The sequence below is a fragment of the Streptomyces lincolnensis genome (genome assembly GCF_001685355.1).
Lineage (GTDB): Bacteria > Actinomycetota > Actinomycetes > Streptomycetales > Streptomycetaceae > Streptomyces > Streptomyces lincolnensis.
On record NZ_CP016438.1, the window covers coordinates 5,923,542 to 5,938,607 of the forward strand.

Below are 15,066 nucleotides of genomic sequence, written 5' to 3' on the forward strand. Positions count from 1 at the left end.
GGGCAGCTGTCCTTCGTCGCCCATCCTGGGGACGCAGTCATCGGTGAACACAGGCGCCATGCGGCATGGGTCGAACGCATAAGCAAAGAACGTCACCGGACCGGCCTGTGGATAACTCCGGCGCTGTCGGTCCGGAGCCCTATCGTGGAGGCAGTGGTCGAGGGACGACGTACGGGGGACAACACGATGGGCGGGACGGGCGGAATCATCGAGATGCCAGGGATCACCGGGACACCGGACACGAACGAGAGCGAGGCTCTGGCCACGCTGCACCGGGTCTTCGGATACGACGCCTTCCGCGGCGAGCAGGAAGCGGTCATCGAGCATGTGGTGGCCGGCGGGGATGCCGTCGTCCTCATGCCCACCGGCGGCGGCAAGTCGCTGTGCTACCAGATCCCGTCCCTGGTCAGACCGGGCACCGGCATCGTGGTCTCGCCGCTCATCGCACTGATGCAGGACCAGGTGGACGCGCTCAGGGCCCTCGGTGTGCGCGCCGGGTTCATGAACTCCACGCAGGACTTCGACGAGCGGCGCGTGGTGGAGGCCGAGTTCCTGGCCGGCGAGCTGGACCTGCTGTACCTCGCGCCGGAGCGGCTGCGGCTCGACGGCACGCTGGACCTTCTCTCGCGCGGCAAGATCGCGGTCTTCGCCATCGACGAGGCGCACTGTGTGTCCCAGTGGGGGCATGACTTCCGCCCCGACTACCTGTCGCTGTCGCTGCTCGGCGAGCGCTGGCCCGACGTGCCGCGGATCGCGCTCACGGCCACGGCCACGCACGCCACACACCAGGAGATCACCCAGCGGCTGAACATGCCGACGGCCCGCCACTTCGTGGCGAGCTTCGACCGGCCCAACATCCAGTACCGGATCGTGCCCAAGGCCGACCCCAAGAAGCAGCTGCTGAGCTTCCTGCGCGAGGAGCACGCGGGCGACGCGGGCATCGTCTACTGCCTCTCCCGCAGGTCGGTGGACACGACGGCGGAGTTCCTCTCCCGCAACGGCATCGAGGCGGTGCCGTACCACGCCGGTCTGGACTCGGGCACCCGCGCGGCCCACCAGTCCCGCTTCCTGAGGGAGGACGGCCTGGTCGTGGTCGCGACGATCGCCTTCGGCATGGGCATCGACAAGCCGGACGTCCGCTTCGTCGCCCACCTGGACCTGCCCAAGTCGGTCGAGGGCTACTACCAGGAGACCGGCCGTGCGGGCCGGGACGGGCTGGCGTCCACGGCGTGGATGGCGTACGGCCTCAACGACGTCATACAGCAGCGCAAGATGATCCAGTCCAGCGAGGGAGACGAGGCGTTCCGGCGCCGGGCCGCGGCCCACCTGGACTCGATGCTGGCGCTGTGCGAGACCGTCCAGTGTCGGCGCGGACAGCTCCTCAACTACTTCGGCCAGGACCCGGATCCGACCGGATGCGGCAACTGCGACACCTGCCTGACAACGCCGGAGACCTGGGACGGCACGGTCGCCGCGCAGAAGGTGCTGTCGACGGTGGTGCGGTTGCAGCGGGAGCGCGGGCAGAAGTTCGGCGCCGTGCAGATCGTCGACATCCTGCTGGGGAAGCGCTCGGCCAAGGTGATCCAGTTCGACCACGACCAGCTGTCCGTGTTCGGGATCGGCGAGGAGCTCTCCGAGGGCGAATGGCGCGGTGTCGTACGGCAGTTGCTGGCGCAGGGACTGCTCGCGGTCGAGGGGGAGTACGGCACGCTGGTGCTGACCGAGGCGAGCGGGGCGGTGCTGCGGCGGGAGCGGGAGGTGCCGCTGCGCAAGGAGCCGAAGAAGCCGGTGACCTCGCGGTCGGCCTCGGGCTCGTCCGGTTCCGGGCGGGGCGAGCGCAAGGCCAAGGCCGCCGTCGCCGAGCTGCCCGAGCAGTTGGTGCCCGCCTTCGAGGCCCTGCGTGCCTGGCGTGCCGAACAGGCCCGCGAGCAGGGTGTTCCGGCCTACGTCATCTTCCACGACGCGACTCTCCGGGAGATCGTCACCGTCTGGCCCACGTCCGTCGAGCAGCTCGGCGGTGTCAGCGGGGTGGGCGAGAAGAAGCTGGTGACGTACGGGGAGGGCGTGGTCGGAGTCCTGGCAGGGCTCGGCGAGGCTCCTGGGGGGCCGGCACCCGCTCCCGCGGCGGCTGGTCCGGCTGTTCCTGCTCAGGCGGTTCCTCGTCCGGCGGACGAGGCGGACCCCGGTGCCGACTACTGGCCGGAGATGGATGCGGAGCCCGAGCCGGAGGACTGGATATAGGGGAGCGGACGTACGGGTGACGGTGGCGGGATCTGCCTGAGGGGCGCAGCCGAAGCACTGCCCCCTGTGCCACTGCCCCCTACGGCACCGCCCCTACGCCAGCGCCGTCAGTCCAGGGCCGAAAACGATCAACAGGGGCAGCAGCGGCACCAGCGCCGCCACCGCGGTCGTCATGGCCCGATGCCGCAGCCGAGGACGCGGCTGCGGCTCCAGCAGCCGGTCCACCCGCTCGCCCAGCAGCCGGTGGCTGCTGGCGCAGGAGAGGACACCCCGGTGCTGGTTCAGCTCGATCAGCGCCAAGGCGGTGGTCAGGTGGCCGCAGCGGCGGGACGCCGTGTCGTCCGCGGCGAGTTCGACCAGGCGGTGGGTCTGGTCGCAGAAGTGGGAGAAGAGCGGGATACGGGGGAAACCGGTGGCCAGTGCCGTGGAGAGGTGGAGCAGCCAGTCGTGGCGGGCCCGGGCGTGGCCGCGCTCATGGGTGAGGACCGCGTCGAGCTGGTGGTCGGTGAGGCGGTGCAGGGCGCCGGTGGTGACGATCAGCTGCGGCGGGTTGCCGGGCATCCACCAGGCGTCCGGGTACTCGTCCTCCAGCACCAGTAGCGGGCCGCGCGTCTCGCCCAGGCCGGCCGGCAGGTCCGGGGCGCGCTCGCGCAGGTGCTGGCGGGCCTGGCCGCGCCGCCTGCGTGCCTCGACCAGCTCACGGGCGAGCATCGCGGTCGTCCAGGCGGCCCCGCCGGCCAGCAGCACGGTGAGGGTGACCGCCCAGAGCGGAGCGGCGGACAGGTCGTACGCCGCGGTCACGGCGGGCGGCGCCGGGGCGAAGACGTGGTCGCGGACCGTGTGGAAGACCGCTGCGGTGCCCAGGACCAGGGCGGTCAGACAGGACAGCAGGACGGTGGCGACGAGGCACTGCCACACCCACAGTCCGACCACCGGGTCCCGTTCGGGCCACGCGGCCCGGGTCAACGCGCGCGGGACCGGCACGGCGGCCGTCAGGCCGACGGCGCTCAGCAGGAGCAGGCAGACGGTCATGCCACTGGTCATGCCACGGGCTCCGGATCCTGGTCGGGGGCAAAGGCGGCCACGGGTGCGGTGCGAGGGGCGTACGGGTGCACAGGCTTCGGGGTGCGCATGTCCAAGCCTCCAGGAGGAATCCAGGCCTCCGGGAAGGAAGGAACATCACGCACGGGCCGGGTTGTGCGGGGTGGTGGGCATCCGTCGTCGTCCCCGCGACGCAGCCCGCCACCCCCCCCCAGTATGACGGCGACGGGCGGCTCACGGCAGGTATCGGGAGACGTCCGGTGGGACAAGTGATGTGTTCTGGGGCGTGAGCAGGTCTCTCTCGGATCTCTCTCGGATCTCTCTCGGATCTTTCTCGGCTCTCTCAGCCCGCCACCACCCGCCCCGTCACCTCACCCAGCCCCACCCGGACGCCGTCCGGTCCCGGTGCCCAGGCCGACAGGGTCACCACGTCGCCGTTCTCCAGGAACGCCCGCTTGCCGTCGGGGAGTTCGAGCGGGTCGCGGCCGTTCCAGGTCAGCTCCAGCAGGGATCCCCGCTCCCGTTCGGAGGGGCCGCTCACCGTTCCCGAGCCGTACAGGTCGCCGGTCCGGAGGGAGGCGCCGTTCACCGTCATGTGGGCCAGCTGCTGAGCGGCCGTCCAGTACATGGTCGAGAAGGGCGGCTCCGACACCACATGTCCGTTGACGGCGACGGAGATCCGCAGGTCGTACCCGCCGGGCTCGGCCTCGGGACCCGTGTCGTCCAGGTAGGGCAGCAGCGGGTGCGTCCGCTGCGGGGGAGTCACCTGTGCCTCCTCCAGCGCGTCCAACGGGGTGATCCACGCCGAGAGGGAGGTGGCGAAGGACTTGCCGAGGAACGGCCCGAGGGGGACGTACTCCCAGGCCTGGATGTCGCGTGCCGACCAGTCGTTCAGCAGGCAGAGCCCGAAGACGTGCTCCCGGAAGTCGCCGAGGGCGACCGGCCGGCCCCGCTCCGAGGGCACGCCGACCACGAAGCCGACCTCCGCCTCGATGTCCAGGCGGACGGAGGGGCCGAAGACGGGAGCCGCGTCCGCCGGAGCCTTCCGCTGGCCGGACGGTCGTACGACATCCGTCCCCGACACCACCACCGTGCCGGACCGGCCGTGGTATCCGATCGGCAGGTGCTTCCAGTTGGGGGTCAGGGGGTCGGGGGCGTCGGGGCGGAAGATCTGTCCGACGTTCCGGGCGTGGTTCTCGGAGGCGTAGAAGTCGACGTAGTCGGCGACCTCGAAGGGGAGGTGCAGGGTGACGGACGACAGCGGGTGGAAGAGCTCCGCGATCGCCTCCTGGTGCGCCGGCACCGTCAGCCAGGCGGTGAGCGCGCGTCGTACGTCGGACCAGGCGGTGCGGCCCGCGGCGAGGAGCGGGCCGAGGGACGGGCGGGCGAGGAGGGAGACGTACGGCGAACCGAGAGCGGCGGCGGCCGCACCGGCGTCGAGGACATGGTCGCCCAGTCGGACACCGACCCGCCGGTCGACGGATCCGGGGAGCGAGAACACGCCGTACGGAAGGTTGTGTGTACCGAAGGGATCGCCCTCGGGGACATCGAAGGGGGGCATGGGGTGCTGCCTCACTCTCGTGCATGCCGTGCGGCCGGTGTGGACGAGCCACACGTTACGGCTGTGTTGCCCGTCGTGGGCACGGAGGAGCTCCGGGACGAGGTCGCCGACCATATCGACGAGAAGGAACTCTCGGGGCTCATCCTCACCATCGGGCTCACCTGTCGAACCAGCTGTCCGAGCAACTGGCGGCCTGGTCCCGGACCTGCGAGGCCCGGCAACCCCGCCTCACCGTCGCCCACCCACCCCGCCGCCCCGCCACCCACCTCAGCGCCGATACGACCCCAGCGTCCGCAACCCCGGCAGCGCCCTGTCCTCGAAGTCGAACAGGGCCAGGTTCTCCCAGGCGTTGCCCGAGGACGGGTTCGTCGGGTCCCAGCCACTGCCCTTGCGGTAGGTCCAGGCGCCCTCCCAGTAGCAGTAGCCGAGGCCCTGGCCGTCGGGGACGGCGGCGGCGAGGTCGGCGACCTCGCGGAGCCAGGCGGACTGGCCGTCGGGGGTGGCGGGGAAGCCGGGGGTCAGCTGGGAGGGGTCGTGGAGGATGTCGTTGACGTCGTCCTCGCTCTCCAGCGTGAAGGGGTACGCCGTCTCGGCGATCACGCACGGCTTGCCGTAACGCGCCGTGATGTCGGCCATGTTGGCGGCGGCCTGCTCCACCGGCCCGTGCCAGAACGGGTAGTAGGAGAGGCCGATGATGTCGAAGTCGACGCCGCGTGAGGTGACGTTGTCGAACCACCAGCGGTACAGGCCGTTGTCGCCGCCGTTGGCCAGGTGGAGGATCGTGCGGATGCGCGGGGTGGTGTCGCGGGCCGCGCGCAGGCCGGCCTTGAGGAAGGCGCCGAGGTTGTCGAAGTGCTCCCAGTCGCCCTCGGGCCAGAGCATGCCGCCGTTGAGCTCGTTGCCGATCTGGACCAGCTGGGCCGGGGTGCCCTGACGGCGCAACGCCCCCAGAACGTCCGCCGTGTGGTCGTAGACCGCCCTGCTCAGCCCCGCCACGTCCAGGCCGGCCCACGCGGCCGGCTTGGTCTGGTGCGCCGGGTCGGCCCAGGTGTCGGAGTAGTGGAAGTCGACCCAGATGCCGATGCCGGCCCGCTTCAGGCGACGGGCCAGCGGGAGTATGCGCGCCTTGGTGTTGTAGCCGTCGACCGGGTTCACCCACACCTTCAGGCGCGCGTGCGTGACACCCGCCCCCGCGAGGAGGCGGACCGGGTCCACGCGGCGGCCGTCGGCGGTGCGGTACACGGCGCCGTGGTCCTCGTTCTTCGGCAGCGAGGAGATGTCCACGCCCCGGATCGCCAGGCGGCCCCGGCCTCCCGGCGTCGAACCGGCACCCGATGCCGGACCGAGCCCCGGTGTCGCCACGGCCGGTGCCGCACCCAGCACGGGAACGGCCAGCGCGGCGGCTCCCGCGGCGGCGAGAACACTGCGTCTGCGCATGTCAAAGTCCCTTCACAGTGAGACGAACGAAACGAAAGAACCAAAAGAGGCGCTCCGGACCACGCCCGAGTCCCATCCGGGGCGCATCCGGGTCGCGCCCGAGTCGCATCCGGGTCGCGGCCGAGTCGCGTCCGGGCCGCATCTGACTCCCACATTCTGTGATCGTGCACAGCCCTGAAAGCAATGAGCATCGGCGAGCAACAAGTAGGTAACCCCACCACCTCGCCATTGACAAGGGCCCGAAACAATTCTCTACTGTGCACGATCACAGAGCCGCGCAGTCCCTGCGCACAGCCCCTCGGTCACGTGTCCGCAGCCCTCCCCCCACGGCGGTTGCCGCGAACGCGGGACGTTCCGAAGGCGCTCGTCCATATCAGGGGAGATGAAGATGTCGATCCACCGCCGCCAGATCAGCAGGCGTTCCATGCTCGCCGGGGCCGCAGCCCTCGGCCTGACCAGCACCCTCGCCGCCTGCGGCGGTTCCGACGACGACTCCGGCAAGAGCAGCGGCCCGGTCAAGCTGACCTACTGGTCGTGGGCGCCGAACATGGAGAAGGTCGCCGCGATCTGGAACAAGAAGAACCCGGACATCACGGTGACCGTGTCCAAGCAGGCCAGCGGCGGCGAGATCGTCTCCAAGCTGATCACCGCGAAGAAGGCCGGCAACGCCCCCGACCTCATCCAGGTCGAGTACCAGTCCCTGCCGACCCTGGTCTCCAACGACGTCCTCGCCGACATCTCGAAGTACGTCGGCGACGCCAAGTCCGAGTTCTCCGACGGCCTGTGGAAGATGGTGACCCTCGGCACCGACGCCGTGTACAGCGTGCCGCAGGACTCCGCGCCGCTGATGTTCTACTACCGCGAGGACCTCTTCAAGCAGCACGGACTCAGCGTCCCGAAGACGTGGACGGAGTTCGCCGAGGTCGCCCGCGCCGCCAAGAAGGCCGCCCCGGACGCCTATCTGACCACCTTCTCCTCCAACGACCCGGGTCTGTTCGCGGGCCTCGCCCAGCAGGCCGGCGGCCAGTGGTGGACCGTCGACGGCGGCGGCAAGTGGACCGTCGGCATCGACGACGCCGGTACCAGGCAGGTCACCGAGTTCTGGGGCGGCCTGGTGCAGGAGGGAGTCATCGACAACCAGCCGATGTACACCCCGGCCTGGAACCAGGCCCTGAACAAGGGCACCCACCTGGCCTGGATCTCCGCCGTCTGGGCGCCGGGTGTGCTGGTCTCCTCCGCGCCCGACACCAAGGGCAAGTGGCGCATGGCCCCGCTGCCGCAGTGGAAGTCGGGCGACAACGTCACCGGCAGCTGGGGCGGTTCCTCCACCGGTGTCTCCAGCGACTCCGAGCACGCCGAGGCCGCGGCGAAGTTCGCCCGCTGGATCAACACCGACCCCGAGGCGCTGGCCGCGCTGGTCAAGGAGGTCGCGATCTACCCGGCCGCCACCAAGGGCCAGTCCGGCGACATCCTCACGACGCCCGAGTTCTTCTCGAACCAGGCCGACTTCTACACCACGGCCGCCGAGATCGCCGCGACCACGGCGCCCTCCGCCTGGGGCCCGAACGTCCAGACCGCCTACACCGCCTTCCAGGACGGCTTCGGCAGCGCCACCAAGGCGAAGAAGGAGGCCCCGTTCCTCTCCGCCCTGTCCTCGATGCAGTCGAAGACCTTCGACGACATGAAGAAGCAGGGCTTCGAGGTGACCGAGGCATGACCAGCGCTCCGCTCAAGGGCTCCGACCGTATCGAGGTCGGGCCCTTGGCGGACGGCACCGGCACCGACCCGTCCGTCCGCCCCAGCAGCACCCGCCGTCGCGGCCGCAGCGCACCGTACTGGTTCCTGGTGCCCACGCTGACGCTCTTCGCCGCCTTCACCGTGGTCCCGATCGGCTACGCGGTCTGGCTCAGCCTGCACAAGGTCCAGGTCAAGGGCATCGGCCTCGGCAAGGGGGCCCGCTCGGAGGTCTGGAACGGCTTCGGCAACTACGCCGACGTGCTCAACAACTCCGAGTTCGGCCACAGCGTCCTGCGCGCCTTCGGCTACGGCCTCATCGTCATCCCGACGATGCTGGGCCTGGCGCTGGTCTTCGCGCTGATGCTGGACACCCCCAAGGCGCGCAGCGCGCCCTTCGCCCGGCTGATGATCTTCCTGCCGTACGCGGTCCCCGGCATCATCGCGGCCCTGATGTGGGGCTTCCTGTACCTGCCGGCCGTCAGCCCCTTCTACTACCTGCTGGACAAGTTCGGCCTGCCGGAACCCGATCTGTTCAACGGCGGCAACCTGTACCTGTCCTTCGCGAACATCGCGGTCTGGGGCGGCACGGGCTTCAACATGATCGTCATCTACACCGCGCTCAGGGCGATCCCGCAGGAGATCTACGAGGCGGCCCGCATCGACGGCGCGTCCAACGTCAGGATCGCGCTCAGCGTCAAGATCCCGATCGTGATGCCCTCGCTGGTGCTCACCTTCTTCTTCTCGGTGATCGCCACCCTCCAGGTCTTCACCGAGCCGATGGCCCTCAAGCCCCTGACGAACAACCTCCAGAGCACCTGGAGCCCGCTGATGGCCATCTACGACAGCGCCTTCCTGAAGTCCGACATCTACGGAGCCTCCGCCACCGCGGTCGTCCTGGCCCTGGCCACGTTCGTCCTCTCCTTCACCCTGCTGCGCATCTCCGACCGCTACACCCGGGAGGACCGGGCATGACCCCCCTCACCCTCACCGCCGACGCCACCGGCCCGTCCCGCGCTCGGCGCACCGCCTGGGTCCCCACCCTCGTCCTGATCCTCGGCGCCCTGTACTGCCTGATCCCCATCGCCTGGGTGATCATCGCGGCGACCAAGGACCGGTCGGAGCTCTTCTCCACCTTCAGCTTCGCCCCCGGCACCGGCTTCTTCGACAACCTGAGCGACCTGACGAACTACCGGGACGGCATCTACTGGCAGTGGATGGCCAACTCCGCCTTCTACGCCGGTTTCGGCGCCCTGCTGTCCGCCGCGGTCTCCGCCGCCGGCGGCTACGCGCTCGGCCGCTACAGCTTCCGGGGCCGTGAGGCCATCTTCAAGATGATCCTGGCCGGCGTGCTGGTGCCGGGCATCGTGCTCGCCGTACCGCAGTACCTGCTGCTGTCGAAGATGGGCCTGGCCGACTCGTACTGGTCGATGCTGCTGCCGTCGATCCTGTCGCCCTACGGCGTCTACCTGGTCCGTATCTACGCGGCCGCCTCGGTGCCCACCGAGCTCATGGAGGCCGCCCGCATGGACGGCGCCAGCGAGTGGCGGATCTTCTCCCGGATCGCGGTGCCGATGATGATGCCGGGCCTGATCACGGTGTTCCTCTTCCAGTTCGTCGGCATCTGGAACAACTTCCTGCTGCCGTACGTGATGCTGGCCGACGACACCAAGTTCCCGATCACGCTCGGGCTCTACACGCTGCTCGCCCAGGGGGCCTCGCAGCCCGCCCTCTACACCCTGGTCATCACCGGCTGTCTGCTCGCGATCCTCCCGCTGATCGCGCTCTTCCTGGTGATCCAGCGGTTCTGGTCGCTGGACCTGCTGAGCGGCTCGATCAAGTCCTGAACACCCTTTCCGGAACTGCCTGAACGAGGGACATGACCACCAGCTCCAACGGACGCCGCCGCCCGCCCACCATCCACGACGTGGCGCGGGAGGCGGGCGTGTCGCGGGGCACCGTCTCCCGCTTCCTGAACGGCGGCCACTACGTCTCACCGGCGGCCCGCCGGTCCGTGGAGTCCGCCATCAGGAAGACCGGGTACGTGGTCAACCGGCACGCCCGCAGCCTGAGCACGGGCCGCTCGGACTCCGTCGCCTTCCTCCTCACCGAGCCGCAGGAGAAGTTCTTCGAGGACCCCAACTTCAACATCCTGCTGCGCGGCTGCACCGAGCACCTCGCCCGCCACGACATCCCGCTGCTGCTGATGCTGGCGGCCAGCGACGACGACCGGCGGCGGCTGACCCGGTACATCACCACGGGCCATGTCGACGGGGTCCTGCTGGTCTCCAGCCACAGCGGGGACCCGGTCGCCGCCGAACTGCGGGACGCGGGCATCCCGTTGGTGGCCTGCGGCAAGCCCATGGGGCTGGGCACCACGGTGAGTTACGTGGCGGCCGACGACCGCGAGGGCGCCCGCGACATGGTCCGCCATCTGCTGGGCACCGGCCGCCGCCGCATCGGCATGATCACCGGCCCGCTCGACCTCCCGGGCGGCACCGACCGCCTCGCCGGCTACCGCGAGGTGCTCGCCGAGGCGGGCGTGCCCCACGCCCCGGAGCTGGTGGCCGAGGGCGACTACACCCGCAGCGGTGGCGAGCGGGCGGCCCGCCGGCTGCTGGAGTGCGCACCCGACATGGAGGCGGTGTTCGTCGCCTCCGACCTCATGGCCCAGGGAGTCGTCAACGCCTTGCAGCAGTCCGGCCGTTCGGTCCCCGATGACATCGCTGTCGGCGGCTTCGACGACTCCCCGGCGGCCACCTCCGTCAGCCCCGCCCTCACCACCGTCCGCCAGCCCTTCGACCGCATCAGCGCCGAGATGGTCCGCATGCTCCTCGCCCAGATCGCCGGCGAGGACACCGCCGGGGTGATCCTGCCGACGGAACTGGTGGTGCGCGACTCCGCCTGAACACCCAACCGGAGCGCCCGTCAACGCATGTGAAGGCTGCGGCCGTCCGGTTCGCGTCGAGTCGGTGGGGCTTTCCATCCGTATTCTCTGATCATGGCCGCACCCACCGCATATTCACTCATCGCCACCGATCTGGACGGCACTCTCCTCCGCGCCGACGACACGCTCTCCGACCGGTCGCTCGCCGCGCTCGCGAGGGTGGCGGCGGCCGGTGCCCGGCACCTCGTCGTGACCGGCCGGCCGGCTCCCAGAGTGCGACCGCTCCTGGACGACCTGGGCAGTTCCGGGCTCGCGGTGTGCGGGCAGGGCGCACAGGTCTACGACGCCCGCACGGACCGTCTGCTGTGGTCGGTCACGCTGGACCGGGAGCTGGCCGAGACCGCGCTCGGCAAGATCGAGGCCGAGGTGGGCCAGGTGTACGCGGCGGTCGACCAGGACGGTGTGGACGGGCTGACCCTGATCGAGCCCGGGTACCTCATGCCGCACCCCACGCTGCCCGCCGTACGCGTCGGGCGGCGCGACGACCTGTGGTCCGCGCCGATCAGCAAGGTGCTGCTGCGCCACCCCGACCTGTCCGACGACGAGTTGGCGTCGACGGCGCGCTCCGTGGTGGGTTCCCTCGCCACGGTCACCATGTCGGGCCCCGGGACCGTCGAACTCCAGCCATGCGGCATCACCAAGGCGACGGGACTCGCGCTGGCCGCCGATCACCTGGGCGTGGGCCCCGAGCGGACCATCGCCTTCGGGGACATGCCCAACGACATCCCCATGTTCGACTGGGCCGCCCACGGCGTCGCCATGGCCAACGCCCACCCCGAACTCCAGGCCGTGGCCGACGAGGTGACCCGGTCGAACGAGGACGACGGCGTCGCCGTCGTCCTCGAAGGGCTCTTCCCGAACGCCGGGTTCTGACGCCGGGTTCTAGTACGCGCCCCACACGTTGTCGATCGAGCCGTACCGGTCGGCCGCGTAGTTGCAGGCGGCGACGATGTTGGCGACCGGGTCGTACGGGTCGAAGGCCGTGCCGGCCACGTGGTACGCCTGGAAGGTCGGGTCGATCGTCTGGAGGAGCCCCTTGGAGGGGGTGCCCGCAGCGGCGTTGGAATCCCAGTTGTTGACGGCCAGCGGGTTGCCGGACGACTCGCGCATGACGTTGCGGTGAATACCCTCGTAGGAGCCGGGGATTCCGTTCTGCGCCATGATGTCCATCGCCTGGCGGATCCAGCCGTCGAGGTTGTTCGGGTACGTCTTGACGGAGGCCTGGATGACACGGGCGACGGACTGGGAGGACTTCTTGGTGGGCGTGGAGGCCTTGTCGGCCGTCTTGCCCGCCTTCGTCGTCCTGACCTTCAGCTCGACCCCCTCGTGGATCAGCCGGGGGTTGTCGCCGAGGGCCTTGCGGTTGTCCTTGTGGAGTTGCCGCCAGCCGCCGGGAGTGTCGTACCTCTCCGCGATGCCGTAGAGCGTGTCGCCCTTGACCGTGGTGTACGTGACGGACCTGACCTGCGATGCGGCCTGCGCGGCGGCGGGAGCCTTGGCCGGCTGTGCGGCGCTCGCGGTGGTCGCGCCCAGGAGCGGGAGGGCGAGGGCGGCGGTCCCGGTTCCGGCGGCGATGACGCCTCGGGTGAGCGGGCTGGTTCGGGTACGGCGGTGCTTACCTCGTGCGGCCATGGCGCTGTTCCTCTCCGGCGCCTGCGAGGTGAGCTGTCGGGTTCGGGCGGGAGCTGCCCGGGCGCGCCGCCTTACGGCGACACGACTTCACCCCTAGCCGTTCCGGTGCGACGTGTGTCGTCCGGCCCGGCGACTTACCTGGGTCCCCCGCTCCTGCCGTGCGAGTGTCTTCGTCGATGTGTCTCGGTTCGGGCGGCGGCAGGATTCGGCGTCCGCCCGACAGGCCCGGAACGTATGCGAGAGCACATGTCCGGAACAAGAGGCGGATTCACGCACCGTGCCCGTTGACCTCGCTAGGAGGCCTATGGGGCGCTTGATCCTTTGCTGGTGCCAAGACTCAACTGGCGCGAGGGGCAAGGGGGAAGTGGGGCCGGTGCGCCGGGAGGTCCATCGGGTCGCGAGTGACTCAAATCACCGACGCCCTCAAGTCCGGTGAATCGGGCATTCAGTCCAATGTGGTCTCAACCGGCCGTCCGGGGGATGTGCTTTTCCCAGGTGCGGTGGAACACGACCTCTCCGCCGTCCGTGCAGACCACCTCGTTCGAGGTGAGAAAGTCGGATGCGTCGCAGGTGGTCTCCGAACGGGTGCGCACCGTGACGTCCCAGGCCAGGTCCGGCCGGTGCAGCCGGATCGACCACTCCGAGCGGGCGCGGGCCGACAGCGGGTCCACCTCGTTGATCGTGTACGTCTCCAGCGCGTCCTCGGCGAACTCCAGCCCGTCGGGATACACCCGGGTCCCGCCGTACCGGGGGTCCACCTCAAGCCGCCACTCGCCCTTGGCCACGTCCCGCACGACCAGGCGCTCGGGGCGCGGTTCGTCGAGGGTCACCGGGGAGGTGACCCCCAGCGGCTCGGACTGCTCGGGCTCCTCGAAGACGATCTCCCCGTCGAACTCCCTCTCGCGCACCGGGAGTTCGAGCGAACTGCCCGCCGGGTCCAGCGTGAACCCCGCCGCCGAGTCGGCCTGCGGCCAGATCCACGGCCAGTACGCGGAGGACACCGCGAGCCGGATGCGATGGCCGGCGGGAAAGGCGTGCCCGATGCCGTTCAGCTCGAACTCGACGTCCTCCGTGGCCCCCGGCACCCACGGCACGACCTTGTCCCGCCCCTGCCGGGCCGTCAGGTTCAGCGCGCCCCGCGTGACCAGGGTGGCGGAGCCGTCCGGGGCCACGTCGCAGACCCGCGCGATCACCTGGCCGCGCGGTACTTCGGAGGTCAGCCTGAGCCGCACCCTCGGCCGTCCCAGCACCCACGTCTCCTCGTCCACCGGGAACTCGAAGCACACCGACCGCGCGTCCTCCTCCCGCTGGTCCGGCGGCAGGTCGGCGTCGTTGCCAAAGGGGAAGAAACGGCCGGCGTCCACCCCGGTGTGCTGCGGGGAGCGGACGGGTCGCGGGGCGCCCTGAAGGTCGTACGAGAGGGTCCGCACGTGGGGCGAGGGCCAGGCCGGCTCGCCGACCCAGCGGCCGGGGAGGGTGTCGTAGACCGTGGCCGGCGGGTGGGAGTCGCTGATGTAGGCGCGCAGGAGGGGTTCGCGCATGACGCCGGTGTCGATGCCCTTGAGGTGCTGGTCCCACCAGCGCAGGGTCTCCTGGAGGAAGCCGATCGCCGGGCCGGGCGGCAGACCGCGGTCGGGGTACTGGTGGGACCAGGGCCCGATGAGGCCGCGCACGCGCGCGTGCGGGAGATGTTCCACCAGCCGCAGGACGGTGTCCCGGTACGGGTCGTGCCAGCCGCCGACGGCCAGGACGGCGGCGTCGATCGCGCCGTAGTCCTCGCAGACGCTGCCGCGTTGCCAGTAGCGGTCGCGGGTCTGGTGGTCGAGCCAGGTGTGGATGAAGGGCTCGACCTCCTCCAGGCGCCCCAGCCACATCTCCCGCCAGGCCTCGCCGACGTGGTGCGGGTCCGGCGGACGGGAGACGAAGGCGAGCATCGTCGCCGCCCAGGCGTGCATGTCCACCGCGAGGACGGAACCTCCCAGGTAGTGCACGTCGTTGTCATAGCGGTCGTCGGTGGAGCAGACGGTGACGACCGCCTTGAGCGGCTCGGGTGCGAGGGCCGCGATCTGAAGGGAGTTGAAGCCGCCCCAGGAGATGCCGAACATGCCGACCTTGCCGTCGCACCAGGGCTGCTGCGCCAGCCAGTTCACCACCTCGGCCCCGTCGGCCAGTTCGGTCGCCGAGTACTCGTCGCCCGGCATGCCCTCGCTGTTGCCGTGCCCGCGCACGTCGACGCGGACGGAGGCGTAGCCGTGGCCCGCGTACCAGGGGTGGCGCTGCCGGTCGCGGGGCGCGGTCCAGTCGGTCAGGCGGTAGGGCAGGTATTCGAGGATCGCGGGTACCGGTTCGTTCGTGAGGGGCCGCCACACGCGCGCGTAGAGGAGCGTGCCGTCCGACAACGGGACGCGGAGGTCCTCGTGGGTCGTCTCGTAGGGGAAGGACGTACGGATGTGCATGAGCGTGACCCCGTGAG

The 15,066-nt window shown here is 70.3% G+C and carries 11 protein-coding genes; 6 read left to right on the forward strand and 5 right to left on the reverse strand.

Translation table 11 applies throughout. The features are described from left to right. Positions 1-186 precede the first annotated feature (186 nt). Positions 187-2,241 carry a DNA helicase RecQ gene (gene recQ, locus SLINC_RS26445; RefSeq protein ID WP_067445722.1) on the forward strand — a complete coding sequence of 685 codons (2,055 nt, stop codon included), beginning with the start codon at positions 187-189 and terminating at the stop codon, positions 2,239-2,241. A 93-nt stretch (positions 2,242-2,334) separates the two neighbouring features. Here the strand turns inward: recQ and SLINC_RS26450 are convergent, their stop codons facing one another. The 3 genes from SLINC_RS26450 to SLINC_RS26460 all read right to left on the reverse strand — a co-directional run bounded on the left by SLINC_RS26450 (position 2,335) and on the right by SLINC_RS26460 (position 6,280). After that, positions 2,335-3,273 (reverse strand): M56 family metallopeptidase, encoded by a 939-nt coding sequence (locus tag SLINC_RS26450; RefSeq protein WP_067437789.1) that lies wholly within the window; start codon positions 3,271-3,273, stop codon positions 2,335-2,337. Positions 3,274-3,625: 352 nt separating this feature from the next. Next, the gene (gene fahA / locus SLINC_RS26455; RefSeq protein WP_067445724.1) at positions 3,626-4,843 is read right to left on the reverse strand and encodes a fumarylacetoacetase; all 1,218 of its coding nucleotides are present in this window, start codon (positions 4,841-4,843) and stop codon (positions 3,626-3,628) included. A gap of 267 nt (positions 4,844-5,110) precedes the next feature. After that, on the reverse strand, positions 5,111-6,280 hold the full coding sequence (locus tag SLINC_RS26460) for a glycoside hydrolase family 53 protein (RefSeq protein ID WP_067437791.1): 1,170 nt from the start codon (positions 6,278-6,280) through the stop codon (positions 5,111-5,113). 382 nt (positions 6,281-6,662) lie between these two features. Between SLINC_RS26460 and SLINC_RS26465 the strand changes: the two genes are divergently transcribed. The 5 genes from SLINC_RS26465 (at position 6,663) to SLINC_RS26485 (ending at position 11,834) form a co-directional block, all read left to right on the forward strand. After that, entirely contained in the window at positions 6,663-7,997 is a 1,335-nt protein-coding gene (locus SLINC_RS26465) for an ABC transporter substrate-binding protein (protein ID WP_067437793.1), read from the forward strand. Beyond that, on the forward strand, positions 7,994-8,989 hold the full coding sequence (locus SLINC_RS26470; RefSeq protein WP_067437795.1) for a carbohydrate ABC transporter permease: 996 nt from the start codon (positions 7,994-7,996) through the stop codon (positions 8,987-8,989). Before SLINC_RS26465 ends, SLINC_RS26470 begins: the two co-directional genes overlap by 4 nt. Further along, positions 8,986-9,861 carry a carbohydrate ABC transporter permease gene (locus tag SLINC_RS26475; protein WP_067437797.1) on the forward strand — a complete coding sequence of 292 codons (876 nt, stop codon included), beginning with the start codon at positions 8,986-8,988 and terminating at the stop codon, positions 9,859-9,861. Before SLINC_RS26470 ends, SLINC_RS26475 begins: the two co-directional genes overlap by 4 nt. A 32-nt stretch (positions 9,862-9,893) precedes the next feature. Further along, on the forward strand, positions 9,894-10,922 hold the full coding sequence (locus tag SLINC_RS26480) for a LacI family DNA-binding transcriptional regulator (protein WP_067437799.1): 1,029 nt from the start codon (positions 9,894-9,896) through the stop codon (positions 10,920-10,922). A 93-nt stretch (positions 10,923-11,015) separates the two neighbouring features. Next, positions 11,016-11,834: a Cof-type HAD-IIB family hydrolase gene (locus tag SLINC_RS26485; protein WP_067437801.1), complete on the forward strand. Its 819-nt coding sequence runs from the start codon at positions 11,016-11,018 to the stop codon at positions 11,832-11,834. Positions 11,835-11,843: 9 nt separating this feature from the next. Here SLINC_RS26485 and SLINC_RS26490 read toward each other — a convergent pair whose 3' ends face one another. Both SLINC_RS26490 and SLINC_RS26495 read right to left on the reverse strand, forming a co-directional pair. Further along, positions 11,844-12,593: a LysM peptidoglycan-binding domain-containing protein gene (locus tag SLINC_RS26490; protein WP_067437803.1), complete on the reverse strand. Its 750-nt coding sequence runs from the start codon at positions 12,591-12,593 to the stop codon at positions 11,844-11,846. A gap of 461 nt (positions 12,594-13,054) precedes the next feature. Next, the gene (locus SLINC_RS26495; RefSeq protein ID WP_067437805.1) at positions 13,055-15,049 is read right to left on the reverse strand and encodes a CocE/NonD family hydrolase; all 1,995 of its coding nucleotides are present in this window, start codon (positions 15,047-15,049) and stop codon (positions 13,055-13,057) included. Positions 15,050-15,066 lie beyond the last annotated feature (17 nt).

What these genes read in the sequence shown, in the direction of transcription:
- SLINC_RS26470 (WP_067437795.1), top strand. Translation starts at nt 7,994, where the DNA reads ATGACCAGCGCTCCGCTCAAGGGCTCCGACCGTATCGAGGTCGGGCCC.
- SLINC_RS26450 (WP_067437789.1), bottom strand. Translation starts at nt 3,273, where the DNA reads ATGACCGTCTGCCTGCTCCTGCTGAGCGCCGTCGGCCTGACGGCCGCC.
- SLINC_RS26490 (WP_067437803.1), bottom strand. Translation starts at nt 12,593, where the DNA reads ATGGCCGCACGAGGTAAGCACCGCCGTACCCGAACCAGCCCGCTCACC.
- SLINC_RS26480 (WP_067437799.1), top strand. Translation starts at nt 9,894, where the DNA reads ATGACCACCAGCTCCAACGGACGCCGCCGCCCGCCCACCATCCACGAC.
- SLINC_RS26475 (WP_067437797.1), top strand. Translation starts at nt 8,986, where the DNA reads ATGACCCCCCTCACCCTCACCGCCGACGCCACCGGCCCGTCCCGCGCT.
- SLINC_RS26460 (WP_067437791.1), bottom strand. Translation starts at nt 6,280, where the DNA reads ATGCGCAGACGCAGTGTTCTCGCCGCCGCGGGAGCCGCCGCGCTGGCC.
- fahA (WP_067445724.1), bottom strand. Translation starts at nt 4,843, where the DNA reads ATGCCCCCCTTCGATGTCCCCGAGGGCGATCCCTTCGGTACACACAAC.
- recQ (WP_067445722.1), top strand. Translation starts at nt 187, where the DNA reads ATGGGCGGGACGGGCGGAATCATCGAGATGCCAGGGATCACCGGGACA.
- SLINC_RS26485 (WP_067437801.1), top strand. Translation starts at nt 11,016, where the DNA reads ATGGCCGCACCCACCGCATATTCACTCATCGCCACCGATCTGGACGGC.
- SLINC_RS26465 (WP_067437793.1), top strand. Translation starts at nt 6,663, where the DNA reads ATGAAGATGTCGATCCACCGCCGCCAGATCAGCAGGCGTTCCATGCTC.
- SLINC_RS26495 (WP_067437805.1), bottom strand. Translation starts at nt 15,049, where the DNA reads ATGCACATCCGTACGTCCTTCCCCTACGAGACGACCCACGAGGACCTC.